The organism is Bradyrhizobium sp. MOS001 (assembly GCF_004634465.1).
Classification (GTDB): domain Bacteria; phylum Pseudomonadota; class Alphaproteobacteria; order Rhizobiales; family Xanthobacteraceae; genus Bradyrhizobium; species Bradyrhizobium barranii.
The window spans coordinates 1-22,775 of record NZ_SPVJ01000007.1 but is presented as its reverse complement, the minus strand read 5'-3'; the positions used below and the strand labels follow the sequence as shown (position 1 = coordinate 22,775).

21 protein-coding genes and 1 pseudogene are annotated in these 22,775 nt (G+C 63.6%); 14 read left to right on the top strand and 8 right to left on the bottom strand.

Annotated features, from left to right (window positions below; all coding sequences use genetic code 11):
• Positions 1–63: 63 nt before the first annotated feature.
• From CT676_RS12715 to CT676_RS12700, 4 genes are all read right to left on the bottom strand, one after another.
• Positions 64–1,935 carry an AMP-binding protein gene (locus CT676_RS12715; RefSeq protein ID WP_085398968.1) on the bottom strand — a complete coding sequence of 624 codons (1,872 nt, stop codon included), beginning with the start codon at positions 1,933–1,935 and terminating at the stop codon, positions 64–66.
• Between the two features lie 44 nt (positions 1,936–1,979).
• The gene (locus tag CT676_RS12710) at positions 1,980–2,786 is read right to left on the bottom strand and encodes an enoyl-CoA hydratase/isomerase family protein (RefSeq protein WP_085398967.1); all 807 of its coding nucleotides are present in this window, start codon (positions 2,784–2,786) and stop codon (positions 1,980–1,982) included.
• Positions 2,787–3,021: 235 nt separating this feature from the next.
• Positions 3,022–3,780 carry an SDR family NAD(P)-dependent oxidoreductase gene (locus CT676_RS12705; RefSeq protein ID WP_085398966.1) on the bottom strand — a complete coding sequence of 253 codons (759 nt, stop codon included), beginning with the start codon at positions 3,778–3,780 and terminating at the stop codon, positions 3,022–3,024.
• Positions 3,781–3,835: 55 nt separating this feature from the next.
• On the bottom strand, positions 3,836–4,438 hold the full coding sequence (locus tag CT676_RS12700; protein WP_085398965.1) for a TetR family transcriptional regulator: 603 nt from the start codon (positions 4,436–4,438) through the stop codon (positions 3,836–3,838).
• Between the two features lie 213 nt (positions 4,439–4,651).
• Here CT676_RS12700 and CT676_RS12695 point away from each other — a divergent pair, with 213 nt between their 5' ends.
• Both CT676_RS12695 and CT676_RS12690 read left to right on the top strand, forming a co-directional pair.
• A complete protein-coding gene (locus CT676_RS12695) occupies positions 4,652–5,824 on the top strand; it encodes an acetyl-CoA C-acetyltransferase (protein ID WP_085398964.1) in 1,173 nt (390 codons plus the stop codon).
• A 177-nt stretch (positions 5,825–6,001) separates the two neighbouring features.
• The gene (locus CT676_RS12690) at positions 6,002–7,546 is read left to right on the top strand and encodes an acyl-CoA synthetase (RefSeq protein ID WP_085398963.1); all 1,545 of its coding nucleotides are present in this window, start codon (positions 6,002–6,004) and stop codon (positions 7,544–7,546) included.
• Between the two features lie 173 nt (positions 7,547–7,719).
• On the opposite strand, the gene CT676_RS12685 is transcribed toward CT676_RS12690, so the two are convergent.
• Entirely contained in the window at positions 7,720–8,262 is a 543-nt protein-coding gene (locus CT676_RS12685; RefSeq protein ID WP_063985757.1) for a methylated-DNA--[protein]-cysteine S-methyltransferase, read from the bottom strand.
• Between the two features lie 138 nt (positions 8,263–8,400).
• Between CT676_RS12685 and CT676_RS12680 the strand changes: the two genes are divergently transcribed.
• Entirely contained in the window at positions 8,401–9,219 is an 819-nt protein-coding gene (locus CT676_RS12680; protein ID WP_085401957.1) for an alpha/beta hydrolase, read from the top strand.
• A gap of 2 nt (positions 9,220–9,221) precedes the next feature.
• Positions 9,222–10,034: an alpha/beta hydrolase gene (locus tag CT676_RS12675; RefSeq protein WP_135214785.1), complete on the top strand. Its 813-nt coding sequence runs from the start codon at positions 9,222–9,224 to the stop codon at positions 10,032–10,034.
• 42 nt (positions 10,035–10,076) lie between these two features.
• Here the strand turns inward: CT676_RS12675 and CT676_RS12670 are convergent, their stop codons facing one another.
• Complete coding sequence (locus CT676_RS12670) at positions 10,077–10,532, bottom strand: carboxymuconolactone decarboxylase family protein (RefSeq protein ID WP_085401961.1); 456 nt, start codon at positions 10,530–10,532, stop codon at positions 10,077–10,079.
• Between the two features lie 99 nt (positions 10,533–10,631).
• Between CT676_RS12670 and CT676_RS12665 the strand changes: the two genes are divergently transcribed.
• The 7 genes from CT676_RS12665 to CT676_RS12635 all read left to right on the top strand — a co-directional run bounded on the left by CT676_RS12665 (position 10,632) and on the right by CT676_RS12635 (position 17,186).
• Entirely contained in the window at positions 10,632–11,501 is an 870-nt protein-coding gene (locus CT676_RS12665; RefSeq protein ID WP_135214784.1) for a sigma-70 family RNA polymerase sigma factor, read from the top strand.
• Between the two features lie 89 nt (positions 11,502–11,590).
• Entirely contained in the window at positions 11,591–12,847 is a 1,257-nt protein-coding gene (locus tag CT676_RS12660; RefSeq protein WP_085401954.1) for a M20/M25/M40 family metallo-hydrolase, read from the top strand.
• 183 nt (positions 12,848–13,030) lie between these two features.
• Positions 13,031–13,708, top strand: coding sequence for a GntR family transcriptional regulator (locus CT676_RS12655; protein ID WP_085401953.1), 678 nt, complete (start codon positions 13,031–13,033; stop codon positions 13,706–13,708).
• A gap of 143 nt (positions 13,709–13,851) precedes the next feature.
• Entirely contained in the window at positions 13,852–14,652 is an 801-nt protein-coding gene (locus tag CT676_RS12650; RefSeq protein WP_085401952.1) for a phytanoyl-CoA dioxygenase family protein, read from the top strand.
• A gap of 142 nt (positions 14,653–14,794) precedes the next feature.
• Positions 14,795–16,102: a Gfo/Idh/MocA family oxidoreductase gene (locus CT676_RS12645; protein WP_085401951.1), complete on the top strand. Its 1,308-nt coding sequence runs from the start codon at positions 14,795–14,797 to the stop codon at positions 16,100–16,102.
• 355 nt (positions 16,103–16,457) lie between these two features.
• The gene (locus CT676_RS12640) at positions 16,458–16,733 is read left to right on the top strand and encodes a hypothetical protein (protein WP_071909357.1); all 276 of its coding nucleotides are present in this window, start codon (positions 16,458–16,460) and stop codon (positions 16,731–16,733) included.
• Positions 16,734–16,808: 75 nt separating this feature from the next.
• Positions 16,809–17,186 (top strand): hypothetical protein, encoded by a 378-nt coding sequence (locus tag CT676_RS12635; RefSeq protein WP_085401950.1) that lies wholly within the window; start codon positions 16,809–16,811, stop codon positions 17,184–17,186.
• A gap of 203 nt (positions 17,187–17,389) precedes the next feature.
• Here the strand turns inward: CT676_RS12635 and CT676_RS12630 are convergent, their stop codons facing one another.
• The gene (locus CT676_RS12630; protein ID WP_135214783.1) at positions 17,390–18,475 is read right to left on the bottom strand and encodes an SDR family oxidoreductase; all 1,086 of its coding nucleotides are present in this window, start codon (positions 18,473–18,475) and stop codon (positions 17,390–17,392) included.
• A gap of 292 nt (positions 18,476–18,767) precedes the next feature.
• Between CT676_RS12630 and dctP the strand changes: the two genes are divergently transcribed.
• Positions 18,768–19,859, top strand: a complete 1,092-nt coding sequence (gene dctP / locus CT676_RS12625) for a TRAP transporter substrate-binding protein DctP (protein ID WP_063986726.1) — start codon at positions 18,768–18,770, stop codon at positions 19,857–19,859.
• Between the two features lie 330 nt (positions 19,860–20,189).
• Positions 20,190–21,281 carry a TRAP transporter substrate-binding protein gene (locus CT676_RS12620; protein WP_063985767.1) on the top strand — a complete coding sequence of 364 codons (1,092 nt, stop codon included), beginning with the start codon at positions 20,190–20,192 and terminating at the stop codon, positions 21,279–21,281.
• Between the two features lie 281 nt (positions 21,282–21,562).
• Here CT676_RS12620 and CT676_RS12610 read toward each other — a convergent pair whose 3' ends face one another.
• On the bottom strand, positions 21,563–22,150 hold the full coding sequence (locus tag CT676_RS12610; protein ID WP_085401949.1) for a hypothetical protein: 588 nt from the start codon (positions 22,148–22,150) through the stop codon (positions 21,563–21,565).
• A gap of 193 nt (positions 22,151–22,343) precedes the next feature.
• Between CT676_RS12610 and CT676_RS44850 the strand changes: the two are divergent.
• Positions 22,344–22,775 (top strand): annotated as a pseudogene (locus tag CT676_RS44850) (hypothetical protein); the annotation flags it as partial.

The window sequence follows — 22,775 nt, the reverse complement described above, 5'->3', positions numbered from 1 at the left end:
TTATGGATTCCGGGCCCGGCCCTTCGGGCCATCCCGGAATGACGAGTTGAGAGAGTTGCGCATTCATCGCAGCACGATCACATCCTGATCAGGCTTATCCGCATAGAGCCGCTCCACCAGCGCCGCGCGGCGTTCCAGGCCGGCACGCTGGTTGATGTAGCCCTTGTCGGTGAGCTCATTGCCGTCGATGGAGGGCGGCTCGGCCATCAGCATTGCGCGCGCGATAGCGCGGCTGCTGGCGCCGCCACATTCCGTGTTGTGTGCTTCGAGGCCACGTCTGAAGCAGGCGATCACCTCGGGATGTTTTACAGCATCCTCGAAGCTCAAATCGGGATTGCCGACGAGCTGGCGACAGGCGTGCAGGTTCGGCCATGCCAGCAGACCGATCGAGCATTGATCCTGCCCGGCAACCAGCGCGTCATGCACAACGGGCGTCGCCGCGGCGATCGCGTCAGTGCGGAGCGATCCGACATGGACGAAGGTGCCGGTGGTGAGCTTGAAGTCCTCTACGACGCGGCCGGCGAAGATGATGCCCTTCACCGGATCGGCATCGTCGACGAAGATGCCGGCATCGCCGATACAGTAAAAGCCTTCCTCGTCGAACATCTTTTTGGTGAGATCAGGCTGGCCAAAATAGCCGGGCGTGACGTTGACGCCGCGCAGGCGCAATTCGTATTTCGGGCCGCACGGCACCATCTTCAATTCGACGCCGGGGAACGGCAGGCCGATCAGGCCGACGCGCTCGGTGTCCCAATAGGTGCCGGTCGAGGTCGGCGCCGTCTCGGTCGAGCCCCAGCCAGTGTAGAACACGATGCGCTCGCCGGTCGTCTTCACCGCGAGCGCCTGCATGCGCTCATAGAGATCGTCGGGCAGCCGCGCGCCGCCATAGGCCATGATCGACAGGTTCTTGAAGAACGAGCGGCACAGCGCATCGTCCTTCTCCATGGCGGCCGCGAGCGCGGCATAGCCGGCCGGCACGTTGGCGTAATAGGTCGGCGAGATCTCGCGCAGATTCCGCAGCGTCTCCTCGAACTGGCCCGGCATCGGCCGGCCGTCATCGATATAGAGCGTGCCACCGTCGACCAGCACCGGGTGAAACGCCGCATTGCCGCCCATGGTGTGGTTCCATGGCATCCAGTCCAGCATGGTCGAGATCGGACCGCCGGGATCGCGCGGCCGCACCTGCATCATCATCGCCGCATTGGCGCACATCATCTCCTGCGTGTTGATGACCGCCTTGGGCATGCCGGTCGAACCGGAGGTGAACAACAGCTTGCCGACGGTCTGCGGCGTGATCTTCGCGATCGACGCTTCGACATCGGCGGTCACGGACGTTGCCGCGAGCTCGGCAAAGCTGACGCTCGTGATGCCGTCGCAGGGACGCACGACGTGAACGACGGTGACGCCGGTGAGATCGAGTGCGTTCAGCGCCTTCTCGAAGGTCGGGCCGTCCTGAACCATCACCACGGCCGGCTTGATCAGGTCGAACAGATATTTCAGCTTGACGTGATCATGGCTCATCAAGGAGTAGGCCGGCGACACCGGAGCCGCCGGCGAGCGCGCCTGCATCGCGGCCTGCGTCATCAGCGCGTGCTCGATCGAATTGCCGGAGAGAATCGTGACCGGGCGTCCGTCGAGCTTGAGATTGAGCAACGTCTGCGTCAGCGCATCCACGGTATGCTTGGCTTCGCCATAGGAGACCTTGCGCCATTCGCGGTTCGCTCCGCCGCGCTGCGCGAGCCAGATGCGCTCAGGCGCTTGCCTGGCCCATTTCGCCAGCGAGGCCGGAAGATGCGTCTCGTAGGCTTGCAGCGGAATGCGCGACTTCAGCACCACCGTGCCGTCGTCGCGGCGCTCGACGTCGATGTCGCGCGCGAGCCACTCGACCTTGCGAAAGGCGGGCTTCGTCATTACGGCCGCCGCACTTCCACTCATTTTGCGTCTCCCGAAATTATCGTCCTTTGCGGATCGTTCTCGTTTCAGCGCCTGATATAGACAGGCTTTCGCTTCTCAAGGAAGGCCCTGATGCCTTCCGAAAATTCCTCGGAGCGACTGCACAGGACCTGGTTGCGGTCCTCTATCGCGATAACGGTTTCCAGCGATCCCGCATCGACGCTCATGTTGAGACATTCTTTTGACAGGCGCAGCCCCACGGGTGAGGCCGTCATCATCGCATCGACGTAAGGTTCAGCGGCTTCGTCGAGCTTGTCTTCGTCGACGACTTCCGAGACGAGCCCGACCGCGAGCGCACGCTCGGCGCCGATGAAGCGTCCGGTCAGGATCAACTCGGATGCGACTGAGACGCCGACGAGCCGCGGCAGAAAGTAGCTGGTGCCGATATCGCAGCCGCCAAGGCCGAGCTTGATGAAGGCACAGTTCATGCGCGCCGACTTCGTCGCGATGCGGATGTCGGAGGCAAGCGCCAGCGCGAACCCGCCGCCGGCCGCCGCGCCCTGCACCAGAGCGATGATCGGCTGCGGACAACGCCGCATCAGCATCACGATGTCGGCGATGCGGCGCTGCGAGTCGAGCGACTCGGTGACGCCGGGCGGCTCCTGCTGCCCGGCGCGGCGGGCCATCGCCGCCTTGAGGTCGAGGCCGGCGCAAAAATTCTTGCCGGCGCCCTTGAGCACAACGACGCGCGTGTCGCGGTTGCGCTGAAGGCCCTGGAAGTAAACGTTGAGCGCATCGATCAGCGCAGGATCGAGCGCGTTGAGGCTTTCAGGACGATTGAGCGTCACCGTGTCGACGCCGTCGTTGTGCTCGATCAGCAGCGGTTGGGACATGGGGCGCTCCTGCATCCGCTCTTCGAGTGGCGGTTATTGCGCCCTCTCCCCTTGTGGGAGAGGGCATGTACGTCGCTGACCAAGAACTCGCTTGGGTGAGGGGTCTGTCTCCGCGGATAGAGACCCCTCATCCGGCGCCATAGCCGATGCGAAGCATCGGCGTCCTTTTAAGGACGGCGGCCAAAGGCCGCCTATGCCACCTTCTCCCACAAGGGGAGAAGGAAGAGCGCATCTACTACCGCGGCGCCATGCGGATGGCGCCGTCGAGACGGATGGTCTCGCCGTTGAGCATCGCATTCTCGACGATGTGCACCGCGAGCGAGCCGTATTCCTTGGCATCGCCGAGGCGCGAGGGATGCGGCACCTGGGCGCCGAGGCTCTTGCGGGCCTCCTCGTTCAGGCCCATCAGCAACGGCGTGAAGAACAGGCCGGGCGCGATGGTGTTGACGCGGATCTTCTGGCTGGCGAAGTCGCGCGCGGCCGGCAGCGTCAGGCCGACGACACCGCCCTTCGAAGCCGAATAGGCGATCTGGCCGATCTGGCCTTCATAGGCGGCCACCGAAGCCGTGTTGATGATGACGCCGCGTTCTTCGCCGACCGGCTCGATCGTGACGAGGCGCTCGGCGAACAGACGCAGGCAATTGAAGGTGCCGATCAGATTGACGTTGATGATGCGCGCGAACTTTTCGAGCGGATAGACGCCGTCGCGGCCGACGATGCGCTGGGAGCCGCCGATGCCGGCGCAGTTCATCAGCACGCGCGCGACGCCGTGCGCGGCTTCCGCCTTCGCGATCGCGGCCTTGATCTGCTCTTCGCTGGTGACGTCGGCATGGAGCGCGACGCCCTTCACTTCGGCAGCGACCTTCTCGGCGTTGTCCTTGTTCTGATCGATCACACCAATCTTGGCGCCCTTGGCGGCCATGGCGCGCGCGGTCGCTTCACCAAGACCCGAACCACCACCGGTGATGAGAACGGCTACGTCTTTCAATTCCATGACAGGCTACCTTTCCTTGGGCGTTTCTTCTCTAGACTTGTACGTCTCGGCCGGATTATCCGGCCGCGGCAGCTTCCTCGGCTTGCGTGAGGATGCCACCGCAGATCAGCGTTTCCATGTGCTTGATGTATTGCCGGCAGACGTCATCGGTGACCGGACCGACGCCGATCGCGCGAGACATCGCGTGCCGGCCAAAGAACAGGTGATCGCAGGCGCCGATCAGGCTGGTGTAGAACAGCACCGGATCGGTGGCGCGGAACTCGCCGCGGCTGACGCCCTCAGTGAGCAGGCGCCGGTGGAAGTCCAGCAGCGGCGCGACGAAGAATTTTGAGACTTCGTCGGCAGAGCCGGCATTGGTCTCATGCAGCAGATAATGAATCAGCCGGTTCATGTAGGGGAACCGGTAATAGGCGCGGATGATGCCAGCGATATGCAGCTTCAGCTTCGCCGTCGATGTGATCGGTTGCGCCAGCAGATATTCCAGATTGGACATCTCGGTCGCGGCATCGCGCGCGAGCAGCGCCAGCAAGAGGCCGTCCTTGTTGCCGAAATGATATTTGACCAGCGCGGCATTGGCGCCCGACTTCTGGGCGATGTCGGACAGCGAGATCTCGATCGACGAGCGTTCGATCATCAGGTCGCTCGCGGCCACGAGCAATTTCTCTGCCGTGGAATTCTTTCCGCTCGGGAGCCTGTTCGGTACGCTGGTAGTCACGGAGTTCCCTGTTCTCGCCGCTTGAAGCGGCCGCAGATAAGCCGAAGCAGCGCCTCATCACAAGAGTTAATTGATCGATTGACTAAACGATATCACGCCCATTAAATCCGCGCCGACAATCCAACTCGATAGAGAACAATCCAGGGAGAGACCGACATGGCCGAGGCTTACATCGTCGCCGCTGCGCGTACCGCGGGCGGGCGCAAGGGGGGCCGCCTCGCCGGCTGGCATCCGGCCGATCTCGCCGCAAAAGTGCTGGACGAACTGGTCGATCGCACCAAGATCGATCCCGCCCTGGTCGAGGACGTGATCATGGGCTGCGTGATGCAGGTCGGTGAGCAGTCCAACAACGTCGCGCGCAACGCGATCATGGCCTCGAAGCTGCCGGAGAGCGTTCCGGGCACCTCGATCGACCGGCAGTGCGGCTCCTCGCAGCAGGCGCTGCACTTCGCCGCGCAAGCCGTGATGTCCGGCACGATGGACGTGGTGATCGCCGCCGGCGTGGAATCGATGACGCGCGTGCCGATGGGCCTGTCCTCGCAGCTTCCGGCCAAGAACGGCTTTGGCAATTACAAGAGCCCGGGCATCGAGCACAAATATCCGAACATCGTGTTCAGCCAGTTCACCGGCGCGGAGATGATGGCCGAGAAGTACGGCCTGTCGAAGAATGATCTCGACGAATACTCCTACAACAGCCATCAGCGCGCGATCGCAGCGACGCAAGCCGGCCACTTCAAGAAGGAGATCGTGCCGCTCGAGATCACCCGCGCCGACGGCAGCAAGGACACCCATCACATCGACGAAGGCATCCGCTTCGACGCCACGCTCGACGGCATCAAGGGCGTCAAGCTGATTGCCGAGAACGGCAAGCTGACGGCGGCGAGCGCCAGCCAGATCTGCGACGGCGCCTCCGGTGTCATGGTGGTGAACGAGCGCGGCCTCAAGCAGCTCGGACTCACACCGCTGGCGCGCATCCATCACATGACCATGACCGGCGGCGATCCCGTCATCATGCTCGATGCTCCGCTGCACGCCACCAAGCGCGCGCTGGAGAAGGCCGGCATGACGATCGACGACATCGACCTGTTCGAGGTCAACGAGGCCTTCGCCTCGGTGCCGACCGGCTGGCTCAAGACCACCGGCGCCGATCCAGCCCGCCTCAACGTCAATGGCGGCGCCATCGCGCTCGGTCATCCGCTCGGCGGCTCCGGCACCAAGTTGATGACCACACTGGTCCACGCCCTGCACCAGCGCGGCAAGCGCTATGGCCTGCAGACTATGTGCGAAGGCGGCGGCATGGCGAATGTAACGATCGTGGAGCGGCTGTAAGCTGCTGCTGCCACACTAACGGTGTCGTCCCGGCGAAAGCCGGGACCCATACCGCGAAATCTATCGATTGTGGTTGGTCGCAGTACCGAACGACAATCCTCTGCCAAACGACGCCCTGTGGTTATGGGTCCCGGCTTTCGCCGGGACGACATCTCGTGTGCCTTGGGACCTACGCTTATGACCCATCCGTCCGTCTACGCCAAAACCACGCCCGACAAGATCGCCTACCAGATGGCCGGGACCGGCAGGGCGATCACCTATCGCGAGCTCGACGAGCTCTCGAACCAGGGCGCAAACCTGTTCCGCTCGCTCGGCCTGAAGGCCGGCGACCACATCGCGCTCTTGATGGAAAACCGTCTCGCGTTCATGGAGATCTGCTGGGCCGCGCAACGCAGCGGGCTCTATTACACCGCCATCAGCCGCTATCTGAAGCAGGACGAGATCGACTACATCATCGGCGATTGCGGCGCCAAGGTCGTGATCACCACGCCGAAATGCGCCGACCAGATCAGGGCCCTGATCAAGGGGACCGCAGGCGAGCCGATCTTCTACATGGTCGACGAACCCCAGCCCGGCTTCCGCTCCTACGACAAGGAAGCGTCGGCACAGCCGACAACGCCGATTGCGGACGAGGTCGCCGGCTACGACATGCTGTATTCGTCCGGCACCACCGGCCGACCGAAGGGCATCAAGAGGGCCTTCGAAGGCAACAAGATCGACGTGCCGAACGCCTTCCTGCGCGTCCTCTGCGCCGACATGTGTGGCATGAATGCGGAGAGCACCTATCTCTCGCCGGCGCCGCTCTATCACGCGGCTCCGCTGCGCTTCAACATGATGGCGATCGTGCTGGGCGGCACCTCCATCATCATGGAGCATTTTGACGCCGAGGATTTTCTCAAGCTCGTCGAGAAGTACAAGGTCACGCAGTCACAGCTTGTACCGACCATGTTCGTGCGCATGCTGAAGCTGCCGGACGAGGTTCGCGGCAAGTACAACGTCTCCACGCTGAAGGGCGCGATCCACGCCGCTGCCCCCTGCCCTGTCGACGTCAAGGCAAAAATGATCGAATGGTGGGGACCGATCCTGATCGAGTATTACGCCGGCTCGGAAGGCAACGGCGTCACCGTCTGCAATTCGCAGCAATGGCTGGAGCATCGCGGCAGCGTCGGCCGCGCCGTGGTCGGCAAGATCAAGATCCTGGACGAGAACGACGAGGAGCAGCCGGTGGGCGAGATCGGCACGGTCTATTTCGCCGATGCGCCTGTTTTCACCTATCACAACGATCCAGAGAAAACGAAGAAGGCCTACAACGCCAAGGGTTGGTCGACGCTTGGCGACGTCGGCTACCTCGACAAGGACGGTTTTCTGTTCCTCACCGACCGCAAGTCCTACATGATCATCTCCGGCGGGGTGAACATCTACCCGCAGGAGACCGAGGACGTGCTCATCACTCACCCTGATATCGCCGACGTCGCCGTGTTCGGCGTGCCGAACGAGGAGATGGGCGAAGAGGTGAAGGCGGTGGTGCAGCCACACGACATGAGCCGCGCCGGCAAGGCGCTCGAAGCCGACCTGATCGCCTACTGCAAGACACGTCTCTCGGCGATCAAATGCCCGCGCTCGATCGATTTCGAAGCCGAGCTGCCGCGCACGCCGACGGGCAAGCTGGTGAAGCGGCATCTGCGCGACCGGTATTGGCCGAAGACGACGGCAAAGATTTAGCCACTTGCTTACCCTCCCCTGGAGGGGGAGGGTCGGCGCGAAGCGACGGGGTGGGGTGATCTCTCCACTCGGGCACTGTTCCACTCGGAGAGACTGTCACCCCGCCCCGCTGCGCATTCCGCTTCGCTGCATGCGCATCGACCCTCCCCCTCCAGGGGAGGGTGAAGCGGAGATTAATCAAACAAACTCGGCGTGTGGTTCACCAGCGCGCCTTCGATCTCGAGCATCTTCAGCTTCGTCACCACGCCGCCATTGGCCGAGAAGCCGCCGGGCTTGTTGCCGGCGGCCAGCACGCGATGGCAGGGCACGACGATCGGGCACGGGTTGCGGCCGAGCGCCTGACCGACATCGCGCGACAGCTGGACGCCGCCGAGCTGCTTGGCGATGTCGCCATAGGTGATGGTCTTGCCGGGCGGGATGGCGCGGGCGATCTCGTAGACGCCGCGGTTGAAGTCGGGCACGCCGTCGAGATCGAGCGGGATGTCGGTGAGATCGTCCGGCTCGCCCGCGAGCAATTTTGTGATGCGGTCGATCGCCTCTCGCACCTCGGCGGTCGGCTCTGCCTCGGTGGCGTCGGCATGGCGCTGGCTGATGCGGGTGCGGATCTTCTCCTCGCCGCCCATGGGCAGTTGCGTGCCGTTGATACCACGCGGGCCCCAGGCGATGGCACAGAGGCCGATCCTGGTGTCGAACAGGGCAAAATGCTGGTCGGTCATGACTTGGTTCCTGGCTTGCGCCCTCGTCGCATGCCCCCATTGTGATCCATGCCTAAATCTAGGCTTGGAAATAGTTGCGATCCACCCGGTTTCCGGGAATCTTGCACAGGAGTTCCTGCCCCCTCCCGCGAGCCCCGAATGCAAAGCCTCCACGTCAACGGATACGACATGCCCTATCTCGACGTGGGCGAAGACAGGAGCCGGCCGCCGCTGGTCTGTGTACATGGCTCGCTCAATGACTTCCGCGTCTGGGGCTGCGTGCTCGGACCGCTGACGCAGCGGCATCGGGTGATCGCCGTCAGCTTGCGGCACTTCTTCCCGGACCGCTGGGATGGCGTCGGCGACACCTATTCGATCGCCCAGCATGTCCAGGACGTCATCGCCTTCATCGAGAAGCTCGACGTCGGCCCGGTCGATCTGATGGGCCATTCCCGCGGCGGGCACATCTGCTTCCGCGTGGCACAGGCGCGCCCCGACCTGTTGCGGCGGCTGATCCTGGCCGAACCCGGCGGCGAGCTCGATGCGAGCCTCGATCCCGATTACGTCGGCGGCCCCTCGCCGCTGTTGGCGCGGTTCACGGCCTCGGCCGAGAAGATCGCGGCCGGCGATGTCGACGGCGGCCTTGCCGTCTTCGTGGACACGCTGGAGGGCGCCGGCACCTGGCCGCGGCTGCCGGCGATGGTGAAGCAGAATCTGCGCGACAACGCCTATACCCTGATCGGGCAGGTCCGCGACAACCGTCCGCCCTTCTTGAAGGCGGATGCGGAATCGATCAGGATGCCGACGCTGTTCATCCTGGGTGCGCGGACCAAAGGCCTGCTGCCAAAGGTGCTGCATGCGCTGGCCGCGCACGTACCCTATTCCAAGACGGCGATCATCCCGAACGCGACCCATCCGATGTTCGAGCAGGCGCCGCAAAAATACACCGAACTGGTTCTGGATTTCCTGGCGAGCTGATCATGCAGAGCTTTCGCGTCAACGGTTACGACATGGCCTATCTCGAAGTCGGCGACGGCCCGCCGCTGGTCTGCGTCCATGGCACGTTAGGTGATTTCCGCACCTGGTATTCAGTGCTCGGCCCGCTGTCGAAGTCCCATCGCGTCATCTCGGTCAGCCTGCGGCACTTCTTTCCCGAGCATTGGGACGCCGTCGGCGACGATTACAAGATGGCGCAGCACGTCGCGGACACGATCGCCTTCATCGAGCAGGTCAGACCCGGCCCGGTCGACCTGATGGGCCATTCGCGCGGCGGCCACATCGCGTTTCGCGTCGCGCAAGCGCGGCCTGACCTGCTGCGCAAGCTGGTGCTGGCCGAGCCGGGCGGCGATCTCGACGCCAGCCTGCCGGTGCCGGAAGGCACGCCCGCGCATCCGCCGCTCGCCGCGAAGACGGTGCGCTCGGTCGAGATGATCCGTGCCGGCGACATCGACGGCGCGCTGCAGAATTTCTACGAGGGCATCGAAGGCGACGGCTCGTGGCGGCGCGTGCCGGCGGCGGCGAAGCAACAGCTGCGCGACAACACGCTCACCTTCCTCGGCCAGATCAACGAGCAGCGCCGGTCCTACACGCTCGCGGATGCGCAGGCGATCAGGACACCGACGCTGCTGATCGGCGGCGGTGCGACCACCGGCAGCCTGTCGGTAATGTGGCGCGTGCTGGCCGAGCACATCGCGGGCAGCAAGACGGCGGTGATCGAGAATGCCGGCCACTGGATGTTCGAGCAGGCGCCGCTTGAGTTCGGCGAGGTCGTAAACAGGTTTCTGGCGGAGTAGCTTCTTCGCCTCTCCCCGCGTGCGGGGAGAGGAAAAAGAGCCTCACACCTTCCAGACACCCACCGGCATCTTGATCGTCGCATTCAGCCGGTTCCAGACGTTGATGGTCGCGATCGAGAGGATCAGGGTTGCGAGCTCGCGCTCGTCAAAATGCTTGGCGGCCTCGTTCCAGATCGCATCCGGCACCGGGTCCTCGCGATCGGCAAGGCGCGTGACGGCTTCGGTCAGCGCCAGCGCGGCGCGTTCGGCGTCGCTGAAATAGGGCGCGTCGCGCCAGGCCGAGACGGCGAACAAGCGCTCGTCGGTCTCGCCAGCCCTGCGGGCGATCTTCGGATGCATGTCGACACAGACACTGCAGCCGTTGATCTGGCTGGCGCGCAGGTGCACCAGTTCCAGGAGCTTTTCCGGCAGCCCCTGCTTGGTCAAATTGCCGAGGGATTGAAGGTGGTTCATGGCTTCAGGCAGGACCATGACGGGGTGGTTCATGCGCGCGTGCATCATCTTGCGTCTCCGTTTGAGAATTTCGAAGGTTCCGGTCACATCGGCCGGATTGGCTTCGTCATGGGCATGACGGATTGCGATGAGGGAATGTGACCGATGACCCAGAAAAACTTCGAAGAAAATTTTCTCAGCCGCCAGTTCGAGGCCAGCAGGGACCATTTGCGCGCGGTCGCCTACCGGATGCTGGGTTCCAGTACCGAGGTCGACGATGCCGTGCAGGAGGCCTGGCTGCGGGTCAGCCGTTACGACACGTCCGATGTCGCGAACCTGCGCGGCTGGCTGACCACCGTGGTCGCGCGCATCTGCCTCGACATGCTGCGCGCGCGCAAATCGCGCCGCGAGGACCCGATGGGCCCGCACGTGCCCGAGCCGGTCGACGAGACGCGGGAGCGCGAGGCGGAGATGGCCGATTCCGTCGGCGCGGCCCTTCTCGTCGTGCTCGAGACATTGCAGCCGGCGGAACGGCTGGCCTTCGTGCTGCACGATATGTTCGCAGTCCCCTTCGAGGAGATCGCGCCGATCGTCGGACGCTCGGTCGACGCCTCACGGCAGCTTGCGAGCCGCGCACGTCGGCGCGTCCAGGGTGCGCCGGTGCCCGAGGCGCACATCTCGCACCAGCGCGCGATCGTCGATGCTTTCCTCAGGGCTTCGCGCGAGGGCAATTTCGAGGGCCTGCTGGCCCTGCTCGATCCCGACGTCGTGTTCCGTGCCGACCAGGCTGCGGTGCGGCTCGGCACGCTGCCGGAGATCCGCGGCGCGGATGCGGTCGCACAGCTCTACAAGGGCCGTGCGCAGGCTGCACGGACGGCGCTGGTCGATGGCGAGATCGGCGTCGCCGTCATCTTCGGCGAACGTCTGCGCATCGCGCTGCGCGTGACGTTCAACGGCGACCGGATCGCGGGGATCGAGGCGGTAGCCGATGCGGACCAGATCGCGACGATGGAGGTGGAGGTGCTGGAGCGCTAGCGGGACGTGGCATCGCGTCTTTCCGGATGCTAGGCTTTCCGCGCAATCGCGCGCGGTGCCAGCGCTCAAGACGCGAAAGGACGATTTCCATGACAGTCCGCTTCATTCCCCTGCTCGCCTTGTCCCTGCTCGGCCTCGCCGCCGGCAGCACCACCGCGCTTGCGGCCGCCGACGAAAAGCTGAAAGCCGCGGCCGAGCAGGAGAAGGCGCCGCTGATCGAGACCCTGCACGACATGGTGATGATCGAGAGCGGCAGCAGCGATGCCGACGGCCTGAAGAAGATGGCCGAATTCACCGAAGCGCGCCTGAAGGCGCTGGGCGCCACCATCGAGCGGCGCAAGACCACCGCGGGTACGGGCGCCGACATGGTGATCGCCACCTTCCAGGGCACCGGGTCGCGCAAGCTGATGCTGATCGCGCATATGGACACGGTCTATCAGCGCGGCATCCTCGCAAGCGAGCCGTACCGTATCGACGGCAACCGCATCTACGGCCCCGGCATCGCCGACGACAAGGGCGGCATTGCCGTGGTCCTGCATGCGCTCAAGATCCTGAAGGACGCCGGCTGGCAGGACTACGCCAGGCTCACCGTGTCCTTCAATCCGGATGAAGAGGTCGGCTCGATCGGGTCGGGCGAGATCATTGCCGAGCTCGCCGACCAGCACGACGTCGTGCTCTCCTGCGAACCGACGGTGGCCGCGCCGATCGCCAAGAATGACGGGCTGCTGCTGGGCGCGAGCGGCACTGCCACGGCGAAGATGGAGGTGAAGGGCCGCGCCTCGCATGCCGGCGCCGCGCCCGATCTGGGCCGCAACGCGCTGATCGAGCTCGCACATCAATTGCAGCAGACGAAGGACGTCGCCAAGTCGATCCCGGGCACGCAGCTCAACTGGACCACGGCGCAGGCGGGCACGGTGCGCAACCAGATTCCGGAAAAGGCCGAGGCCGGCGCCGACATCCGCCTGACCATCCCCGATGGCATCGCCAAATTGCAGGCGGCGCTCGACGCGAAGGTGAAGGACAAGTTCGTGCCCGACACCGAGACCACAGTGACGATCATTGCGGGCCGCCCGCCCTTCGTCGCCAGCGATCGCGGCCGCGCGCTCGCGCAGGAGGGGCAGGCGATCTATGCCGAGATCGACCGCAAGCTCGACATCGCCGAGATGACCGGCGGCGCCACCGACGCCGGCTATGCCAACCGCAGCGGCAAGGCGGTCGTGGTCGAGAGCTTTGGCCTCGCCGGCTTCGGCTATCACGCCCGGGACGAGTTCATCGACACCAACTCGATCGTGCCGCGGCTCTATCTGATGAGCCGGATACTGATCGAGCAGGGCAAGAAGAAGTAGGCGCCGGGGCCGGCCAAGCCATTTCGGCGAAAACAACCCCATGCACAGTAGACGGCCCTAGCGATATCAATGGCTTAGCGAGGCCAAAACGGCGGCTTGAGGTCCGCCTTGACGCCCTCCCCCTCCTGCGATACCTTCGAATACGGAATTCCGTATTCCCTTTTATGTCTCGGAGCTGCCGGCGTGATCCCTCTCGACCCGCTCCCGAACCTGATCGACCAGGTCTATGCGCGGATCCTGGAGGCGATCTCCGACCGCACGCTTCAGCCCGGCCAGCGCATCCGGCAGAACGAACTCGCCGACAAGCTCGGCGTGTCGCGCCAGCCGGTGTCGCATGCGCTGCATTTGTTGCACCGGCAGGGTCTCGTCGCCGAGAGCGGCCGTCGCGGCTTTGAAGTCACCCAGCTCGACCCCTCGCGCATCCGCCAGCTCTACGAGGTGCGCGGCGCCATCGATGCGCTGGCCGCCCGGCTCGCCGCTCAGCGCGCCGCAAGCGACGCGGCGGGACGCGCGCGGCTGGACGCGGCCCTCGCCGCCGGACGCCGCATCGACCGCAAGACTTCGCTCGCCGAGCTGATCGTGCTCGACGTCGATTTTCACCGCGCGATCTATCAGCTCGCGGGCAATCCCGTGATCGAGGAGACGATCGCGCCGCAATGGCCGCATATGCGCCGCTCGATGGCGACGGTGCTCTCCGAGCTCGATTATCGCGGCAGCGCGTGGGCCGAGCACGCGACGATTGCCGGACACATTCTCGCAGGCGATGCGAAAGCCGCCGAGCGCGCCGCGCTGGCGCATGCGCAGACGGCGGGACGGATGACCGAGGAGAGATTGAAGGCGACGGACGAGGCGGCGGCGTAGCCATTTGCGCGCCCGCCGTCATGCCCGGGCTTGTCCCGGGCATCCACGTTCTTCTCGCGAACGTGGAGCAAAGACGTGGATGGCCGGGTCAAGCCCGGCCATGACGAGAGAAAACAATGAAACAACCAAGGAGGAAGCGACCCATGAAACTGTCTCAGGAGCAATTGGAGTTCTTCCATCGCGAGGGCTGGCTGTTCCTCCCCGAATTGTTCAGCCAGGAGGAGGTCGACTTCCTCGCGCGCGAGGCTGTCGGCATCTATGACGCCGATCGGCCCGAGGTCTGGCGCGAGAAGAGCGGCGCGCCGCGCACGGCCTTTGCCGCGCATCTCTACAACGAGGCCTTCGGCATCCTGGGCGCGCATCCGCGCATGATCGACCCGGTCGAGCAATTGTTCGGCGAGCCGGTCTACATGCACCAGTTCAAGATCAACGCGAAATCGGCCTTCACCGGCGACGTCTGGCAATGGCACCAGGATTACGGCACCTGGAAGCGCGACGACGGCATGCCGGAGCCGCGCGCGATGAACATCGCGATCTTCCTCGACGAAGTCATGCCGATCAACGGCCCCCTGATGCTGGTGCCGCAGAGCCAGAATGCCGGCGATCTCCAGGCCTCGCATGACCTTGCGACGACCTCCTATCCGCTGTGGACGCTGGACGAAGAGACCGTGACGCGCCTCGTCAAGCAGGGCGGCATCGTCGCGCCCACAGGCAAGCCGGGCGGCATGCTGATGTTCCACGGCAATCTCGTGCATGGCTCGGCCGGCAACATCACGCCCTACCCGCGCAAGATCGTGTACCTGACGCTGAACGCGGTCTCGAACTACATCCGTACCCCGACGCGGCCTGAGTACATCGCGCATCGCGATTTTGCGCCGATCAAGACGGTGGACGACGATGCGCTGGTGCGGCTCGCACGTGCGCCGCGACAGGCGGCGGAGTAAGTTCTCACTGTCATTCCGGGGCGCGCCTTCTTGGGCGCGAGCCCGGAATCCATACTCCCGATCGTGGTTATGGATTCCGGGCTCGACGCTGCGCGTCGCCCCGGAATGACGAGCTTTGATTGTTGCGCTCAGGACATCCCCCATGAACCTCTTCCGCCTCCTCCAGGCCCGCGCGTCCGCCGGCAAGCCTGTCCGTGTCGCGCTGATCGGTGCCGGCAAGTTCGGCTCGATGTTTCTGGCGCAGGTGCCGCACACGCCGGGGTTGGAGGTGCCCATCATCGTCGATATCGATCGCGACCGTGCGCGCGAAGCCTGCCGCACCGTGGGCTGGGATGCGGAGCGCATCGCGGCCACTGTGTTTACCGACGACGGCGCACGCGCCATTGCGGGCGGCGCGATGGATGTTGTCGTTGAAGCGACCGGCAATCCGGCCGTCGGCATCAAGCACGCGCGCGCTGCGATCGCGGCGGGCAAGCATATCGTGATGGTCAATGTCGAGGCCGACGTGCTGGCGGGCCCGCTGCTCGCCGAGGAAGCACGGAAGGCGGGCGTGGTCTATTCGCTCGCTTATGGCGACCAGCCGGCGCTGACCGCCGAGATGGTCGACTGGGCGCGCGCCACCGGTTTTCGCGTGGTCGCAGCCGGCAAAGGGACAAAATATCTGCCGGCCTATCACGACGTGACACCTGACGGCGTCTGGCAGCACTATGGTCTCACCGCGGGCGAGGCACAGTCGGCCGGCATGAATCCGCAGATGTTCAACTCCTTCCTCGACGGCACCAAATCCGCGATCGAGATGGCCGCGATCGCCAATGCCTGTGCGCTCGACGTACCCGCGAACGGTTTGCTGTTTCCACCCTGCGGCGTCGACGATTTGCCACACGTCATGCGTCCCAGCGACAAGGGCGGCGTGCTGGAGCGGTCGGGCGTGGTGGAAGTCGTCTCCTCGCTCGAACGCGACGGCCGGCCGGTGTTTCGCGATCTGCGCTGGGGCGTCTATGTCGTGCTGGAGGCGCCGAACGATTATGCCGCCGATTGCTTCAGGCAATACGGCCTGAAGACCGACGGCAGCGGACGCTTCGCGGCGATGTACAAGCCGTACCATCTGATCGGGCTCGAGCTGAACATCTCGATCCTGTCGGCGGCGCTGCGGGGCGAGCCGACCGGCCAGCCCTATGGCTTCCGCGGCGACGTTGCCGCCGTGGCCAAGCGCAATCTGCGCGCCGGCGAGATGCTGGACGGCGAAGGCGGCTACACCGTGTGGGGCAAGCTGGTGCCGGCGGCCGCGAGCCTGCAGGCCGGCGCGCTGCCGATCGGGCTCGCGCATCGCCTCAAGCTGAAGCACGACGTCGCCCATGGCGAGATCGTGCGCTGGAGCGACGTCGAGTTCGACGCCAACAACGAGACGATCAAGACGCGAAAGGTAATGGAGACGGCATTCGCGAAATAGCGGCTAGAACTGCCCCGGTTGAGCGGGTGGACTGGGCCAATCCGATCGCAAATTGTTCGGATTATTCCTTGCGAACAAGTCCTGCCTTATAACGCCGCTCGGGCCGGCATCAATTGATGGTGGCATTCCGCGAATATCACGGGTTGGCGCGACTATGACGCCGGTCCGAACGACACAATTGGCGGGATAGCCAACGTGTCGGCAGTAAGTTGCAGCACTCGCGCCTGCATTGCTTCCAACTGAGAAGCCAATAATTAGCGACGCTGACAAGGCAATTGATCGCTTCATTCTTGCCTCCTGTAACTGATCCACGGGAGAGAATTATAGATGAAGTGTAGCTATGCCAAAGCGGTGAATGTTGAACCATGAGTTCGGCTTCTCGATCAAAAGCCGGCATCGGCCGCAGCCCGCGCCATGTCCAACCGTATGCGGACTCATGATCGCAGCAGGTTGCGTCCTATTCGACCACGATGGCCTTGGCTTCGGCCTCCTCGAAATTCTTGCGCTGGTCACAGCGATTGATAGCCCCGAGAAGCCAATGGCCGGGCCGAGCAGTGTCAGGATGGTCGCGAAGGATGACACCGGGATGCTCGTTCTGTTCGTGCTCGCCCAACGTGTCACGTCGATTTGATGTTTTGCGCGCAAAAAAAACGGGTACTGACACACGTGGCATCTTGCACCACGGTCCAACCGTAAGGAGCAATCCATGATAAATCTGAAAATTCTTGGTGCGGTCGTTGTTGTGGCATCTGCCCTGTCCAGCTCTGCTGTACAGGCGCAGTGGTACAACTCCAATCCGGACGCATGCCAAGCTGAATTCGCCAGCTGCACGGGTCTTGGAACGGGGACCACCCCCGACTATCGGGTTCGGCCATCAACTCGGCGAACGGCATATCGCCAGCCGGCAGCGGCGGACGCGACTGTCGGCAGCTGGGGCAATTCCTACGCCATGTCGCCCGGCATGTCGTACGGCGAGATGGGCTGGAACGGCAGCTGGAGTACGTATGCTGCCCGCAACGGCATCGTCTGCCGGCCCGGCACCTATTTCAAGGGTAGCGACGGCCTCCAGCATCTCTGCCAGTAGGTCATCTGCTCTGACGTTAAACAGCTCAGGCGGCCCCAAAGGGGCCGCCTGTTTTGTGCTGGCTTGTGGCTCTCGCCGAAATCAGCATCCAGATCGCGCGGTGGGTGCACTACTGGGTGTACGAACGACCCCGATCTCCGGATCGAGGTCGCGTACCGTCACCAGTGCTTCGAGCGGGCGGCGGGCCTTCGTGGTAACGATCTCTATGGAAGCAGCCGGCTATCTTTGGCTTGCTTGAACCACTTCCGGAACATGTCCTCGGTGTCCATCATCTCGGTGAAGCCGGCGCGGTTGATCTTCACGGTCGAGACGATCGAGGGCGGACCGGACTCGGTCTGGCCGTAGCGCATGCTGTAATCGGCGTATTGGAACGACAGGCCGACGAAGTCGGCGAGGTCCGGCGACACGAGGCCGTGCTTGCGTCGCAACGCGTCCCAAGAAGAGACCCAATTGGGAAACTCCTTGGCGAGCGATAGCGGGATCGGCTTGCCGGGCTTCATCTCCAGCGCGTCGGCCACCGCGGGCCAGATGTTTTCCCAGGTGAAGACATCGCCATTGGTGACGTTGAAGGCTTCGTTCTGTGCCGCGTTGGCCTCGCCCGACCAGGCGATCGCGCGCGCGAGGAGATCGACGTCGACGGCCTGCGCCACCCGCGCGGCGCCGCCGGGAAAGTCGAGCGGCCTGCCCTGCTCGCGCAGCATCGCGGCATAGACGCCGAGCGGCGGGATCAGATCCATGGCGCCCCCCATGGCGAGGCCGACGATGAGAACGGGGCGCAAGATGCTCCAGTGCCAGGCTTTCCCGGCCTGGAGCTCGCGCAGGAAATTTTCCTGCGCCCAATAAAAATTGGGCTGCTCGTACATCTCGGAGCGGCCTTCGCGCGCCGGCACCGTCAGGGGGCGAACGTGAACCCCGTAAGCCTTGGTGCCCTGCAACAGAGCGACATGCTTGAGGTCCGGCGCGACCGGCTCGAGCGCGGCCATCAAATTGCGCAGCATCAGATCATTGGTCTTGATCTGCTGCGGATCGCGCCAACCATCGACGAGCTGTGGCGCCTCGTAGAGCGCGGCGTAGATCAGATGGGTGGCGCCCTGAAGCTCGGCCGCGGCACGGCGGCAATCGGCTTCGCTAGTAAGGTCGATCGGGACGTGGCGGGCGCCGTAGAGGTGGCGCGGCTTGCGTCGCGACAGCGCCACAACTTCTGAAGGCTCGGATGTGCCGAAGTGTCGCAACGCGGCGTTGCCGACGAGACCGGTTGCCCCAGCGACCACGACCTTTTTGCCCGTCATGCGCGAGCCTCCCTTGTTGTTGCCTAATCGCGTAGCAGATCGCTGATGGTTCCGACTTGCGTCTGGCCCGCGTTCGCACTTGCGAGGAAGGCATCAGGCTTGATTATCGCAGGGCGTCCGGTCATCCTTGCTGACGGAACCGCAACGCTCGGCTTCCAGCAACAAGAGCCCATCAGGGCCATTCGGAAACGCTCAAACAAATCTTAACAAGAGAACGTCGATCCTCGACGAAGACAAGACGACAGCAAGATCGTTCCCTGGTCGATGCATCGACGCAATGGAAGGGATGCGCATGAAACGTCGTGATTTTCTGAAGGTGACAGGCGTCGGCCTGGCCGCGAGCACAGCAGTGGCTGCGCCCGCGATCGCGCAGTCGTCGCCCGAGGTCAGGTGGCGCTACGCCACGAGCTGGCCGAAAGCCCTCGATACGCTCTATGGCGGCTGCGAATATTTCTGCAAGCAGGTCGCCGACATTACCGACAACAAATTCCAGATCCAGCCTTTTGCGGCGGGCGAGATCGTCCCGGGCCTGCAGGTGCTCGACGCCGTGTCGAACGGCACGGTCGAGATCGGCAATACCGCGCTTTATTACTATTGGGGCAAGAACCCCGCATTCACGTTCGCAACCGCCCTTCCGTTCGGATTGAACACGCGCCAGCAGATTTCCTGGTTGCTGTGGGGCGGCGGACAGGATCTCGTCAACGACCTCCTGAAGGAGCACAACGTCTACGGCATCCCGACCGGATCGACCGGCGCGCAGATGGGCGGCTGGTTCAGGAAGGAGATCAAGACGGTCGACGACCTCAAGGGCCTGAAGATGCGTATCGGCGGCTTTGCCGGCACGATCCTCGCCAAGCTCGGCTGCGTGCCGCAGCAGCTCGCCGGCGGCGACATCTATCCGGCGCTGGAGAAGGGCACCATCGACGCGGCCGAATGGGTCGGTCCCTATGACGACGAGAAGCTCGGCTTCGCCAAGGTCGCGAAGTACTACTACTATCCCGGCTGGTGGGAAGGCACGAGCCAGGGCCACAACATCATGAACATCGAGAAGTGGAACGCGCTGCCCAAGCACTACCAGGCGGCGATCGACGCGGCGTCACGCGACACCTTCACCTGGATCACCGGCAAGTACGATGCGGTGAATGCTCCGGCGCTGAAGCGGCTGATCGTGAACGGTGCGATCCTCAGGGGCTTCCCGCAGGAGGTGCTCGAGGCCTGCTACAACACCGCCAACGAGATCTATGCGGACCTGTCCAAGACCAATCCGCATTTCGGCAAGATGCATGCGAGCATGACCGCGTTCAAAAATGACTCGTTACCTTGGACGCAGGTGGCCGAGCTGAGCTACGACAGCTTCATGGCGCGGATGCGGACCAAGACGTGAGGCGCTGAGCGGCTCACACGACTAAAGACGGAGAAGCCCCGGAGATGCTGCCATCTCCGGGGTTTTACGTGCTTTGGTTCTGGTTTCGGACCAAACCTGGTTGTCCCAATCGGCTTCGCAACTGCGAGCGTCCCGACGCCGCTTGATTATCGCGAAGCGACCAGTCATCCTGATGGCGGGAACCGCAACGTACGGGATCCACAAAGAGCCCTCAAGGGCCGTCGGACACGCTCACACCATCACCAAAGACAAGTTCGGTTCTCGGCGAAGCAAAAGACGACACGAAGATCGTTCCCTTAGTCGAGCAATCGGCACAACGGAGGGATACGCATGAAACGTCGTGAATTTCTGAAAGTGACAGGCGCTGGCCTGGCGGCAAGCACAGCGGTTGCTGCGCCGGCCATCGCGCAATCTTCGCCGGAAGTGAGATGGCGGCTCGCCGCGAGCTGGCCCAAGGCGCTCGATACGCTCTACGGCGGCTGCGAATATTTCTGCAAGCGCGTGGCCGAGGCCACCGACAACAAATTCCAGATCCAGCCGTTCGCGTCCGGCGAGATCGTGCCGGGCCTGCAGGTGCTCGATGCCGTCTCGAACGGCACGGTCGAGATGGGCAACACGGCGCTGTATTATTACTGGGGCAAGAACCCCGCCTTCACGTTCGGCACCTCGCTGCCGTTCGGACTGAACACGCGGGCGCATATCTCCTGGCTGCTGTTCGGCGGCGGCACGGAAATGCTCAACGACCTGCTGAAGGAATACAACACGGTCGGCATTCCCACCGGCTCGACCGGCGCCCAGATGGGCGGCTGGTTCCGGAAGGAGATCAAGTCGATGGAGGATTTCAGGGGACTGAAATTCCGCGTCGGCGGCTTCGCCGGCACGATCATCGCCAAGGTCGGCGGCGTGCCGCAGCAGATCGCGGGCGGCGACATCTATCCGGCGCTGGAGAAGGGCACGATCGACGCCGCCGAATGGGTCGGGCCCTATGACGACGAGAAGCTCGGCTTCGTGAAGGTCGCGAAATACTATTATTATCCGGGCTGGTGGGAAGGCACCGGCCAGGGCCACAACGTCATAAATCGCGACAAGTGGAACGCGCTGCCGAAGCACTATCAGGCCGTGGTCGAGATGGCGTCACGCGATACCTTCACCTGGGTCACCGGCAAATACGACTACGTCAACCCGTCTGCGTTGAAGCGCCTGCTGGTGGCCGGTGCGGTCCTGAAGCCGTTCCCGCAGGAAGTCCTGGAGGCCTGCTACAACGCCGCCAACGAGATCTACGCCGATCTCAGCAAGACCAATCCGCACTTCAACAAGATGTACACGAGCCTGTCGGCGTTCAGGAACGAGTCGCTCGCCTGGATGCAGGTGGCAGAGCTCAGCTACGACAGCTTCATGATGCGGATGCGGACACGGACGTGAGGCGTTAAGCTAAACGCAGCGCCACAAACGACGAAAGCCCCGGAGATGTCTCCGGGGCTTTTTGTTTCGGGATCAAGAGCGCGGTGAGGCGAGAGCCCGAACCACACCAAAGGTGTCATCGCCGGCTTGACCGGGCGATCCAGTATTCCAGAGGCCCATATTGGAGAACACGCTCTCACCACCTCCGCCGCGGCGTACTGGATGCCCCGGTCAAGCCGGGGCATGACAGCTGTGGGTGTGGCGGGCGCTTTCTGTAATAGCGCTCAGTTCTGTAATAGCGCTTAGTTCTGATCGTCACCCAGCGCGGCAACCAGCTTGTCGTAGTACTTGCCGACCAGATCGATGTTGGCCTTGTTCTCGACCTGCGGCGCCGGCGTCTTCAGCGCTTCGTTGAGCTCATCGAGCGCTTCCTTCTTGTCCTTGGCCGGCATCTTCTTGTCGGCCTGGACCTGCGCGATCTGCGCCTTGATGACGGCTTCCGTGCCGACATATTTCTTGGTCGCGGGATCGAAGCCGCCGAGCACGAGGCTGATGTTGTCGACGACGTTGTTGTAATCGTCATAGCCGGCAAAGCCGTTCTTCTTGGCGACGCCGTCGAGCTGGCCGATCACCTTCTGGTCGGGCGCGGTGTTCTCCGGCAGCTTCTCCGTGATCGCATCCATGTCCTTCTGCGCAGCGAGCACACCGTCGAGCTGCTTGTCGGTCAGCGCGATCTGCTTGAGGCTGGGTGCCTGCGCAGGCGCGGCCTGCGGAGCCGGCGCGGCCTGCTTGGCCTGCGCAAACGCGGCGCCGGAGGAGGCAAGCGATGCGGCGGACAGAAGGCACGCGACGCCGAACGCGGTGAGGACGGGACGAAGCAATGCTGGCATGGGAGTCTCCTCCTGAAGGGGATGGTTGGTGTTGTCAGCGGAAGGTCTTGGCGATCGAAGGTCTCGACGACGGAAAAACTAGGGAGCCTGGAATGAACTGCGCATGAACTCCGCTTGCGTCTGCTAAGGGCCGATCATGGCTGAATGATCACAACCCTGTGGTGGCTCCTGCGATCACCAAACATTGTTCTCCATGCAATCCATCTTGCCTGCCGACCTGTCGAGGCGCCTGCCATTTGCGGCGCGGTGGCGTTCAGCCTGGTGTCAGGAAGCACCTGAAATCACGACCTGCAACGGATCACTGTGCCGGCAGAAAAATGCGCTGATGACGAAGGTGCACGAGAGCGCGCTCAGCGTTGAGAGCGGCGAAGATCTGCTGTCGGTCTACGAATGGAAGACGCACCGCACGAAGCCATGTCTTCTGCTCGCGCCGCGGGATCTACACGTTCCATCGCCAGCGCGACGCCGGATCGTTTCGGCGTCAACGTGTTCTGTCTTGAGGATGAGGCTCGGCGCCACTGTTGCCGAAGACGACCGCACAAACAAAAACGCCGCCTCGGTTTCCGGAAGCGGCGTTCTTTGTATTCGAACATCGAAAGAGGAAGATTTCTTGTCCTTGGCAGGC

Bases quoted from the DNA above. Each gene is read 5' to 3' on its own strand.
- CT676_RS12715 (WP_085398968.1), bottom strand. From the start codon at position 1,935: ATGAGTGGAAGTGCGGCGGCCGTAATGACGAAGCCCGCCTTTCGCAAG.
- CT676_RS12710 (WP_085398967.1), bottom strand. From the start codon at position 2,786: ATGTCCCAACCGCTGCTGATCGAGCACAACGACGGCGTCGACACGGTG.
- CT676_RS12705 (WP_085398966.1), bottom strand. From the start codon at position 3,780: ATGGAATTGAAAGACGTAGCCGTTCTCATCACCGGTGGTGGTTCGGGT.
- CT676_RS12695 (WP_085398964.1), top strand. From the start codon at position 4,652: ATGGCCGAGGCTTACATCGTCGCCGCTGCGCGTACCGCGGGCGGGCGC.
- CT676_RS12690 (WP_085398963.1), top strand. From the start codon at position 6,002: ATGACCCATCCGTCCGTCTACGCCAAAACCACGCCCGACAAGATCGCC.
- CT676_RS12685 (WP_063985757.1), bottom strand. From the start codon at position 8,262: ATGACCGACCAGCATTTTGCCCTGTTCGACACCAGGATCGGCCTCTGT.
- CT676_RS12680 (WP_085401957.1), top strand. From the start codon at position 8,401: ATGCAAAGCCTCCACGTCAACGGATACGACATGCCCTATCTCGACGTG.
- CT676_RS12675 (WP_135214785.1), top strand. From the start codon at position 9,222: ATGCAGAGCTTTCGCGTCAACGGTTACGACATGGCCTATCTCGAAGTC.
- CT676_RS12670 (WP_085401961.1), bottom strand. From the start codon at position 10,532: ATGCACGCGCGCATGAACCACCCCGTCATGGTCCTGCCTGAAGCCATG.
- CT676_RS12665 (WP_135214784.1), top strand. From the start codon at position 10,632: ATGACCCAGAAAAACTTCGAAGAAAATTTTCTCAGCCGCCAGTTCGAG.
- CT676_RS12660 (WP_085401954.1), top strand. From the start codon at position 11,591: ATGACAGTCCGCTTCATTCCCCTGCTCGCCTTGTCCCTGCTCGGCCTC.
- CT676_RS12650 (WP_085401952.1), top strand. From the start codon at position 13,852: ATGAAACTGTCTCAGGAGCAATTGGAGTTCTTCCATCGCGAGGGCTGG.
- CT676_RS12645 (WP_085401951.1), top strand. From the start codon at position 14,795: ATGAACCTCTTCCGCCTCCTCCAGGCCCGCGCGTCCGCCGGCAAGCCT.
- CT676_RS12640 (WP_071909357.1), top strand. From the start codon at position 16,458: ATGTTGAACCATGAGTTCGGCTTCTCGATCAAAAGCCGGCATCGGCCG.
- CT676_RS12635 (WP_085401950.1), top strand. From the start codon at position 16,809: ATGATAAATCTGAAAATTCTTGGTGCGGTCGTTGTTGTGGCATCTGCC.
- CT676_RS12630 (WP_135214783.1), bottom strand. From the start codon at position 18,475: ATGACGGGCAAAAAGGTCGTGGTCGCTGGGGCAACCGGTCTCGTCGGC.
- dctP (WP_063986726.1), top strand. From the start codon at position 18,768: ATGAAACGTCGTGATTTTCTGAAGGTGACAGGCGTCGGCCTGGCCGCG.
- CT676_RS12620 (WP_063985767.1), top strand. From the start codon at position 20,190: ATGAAACGTCGTGAATTTCTGAAAGTGACAGGCGCTGGCCTGGCGGCA.
- CT676_RS12610 (WP_085401949.1), bottom strand. From the start codon at position 22,150: ATGCCAGCATTGCTTCGTCCCGTCCTCACCGCGTTCGGCGTCGCGTGC.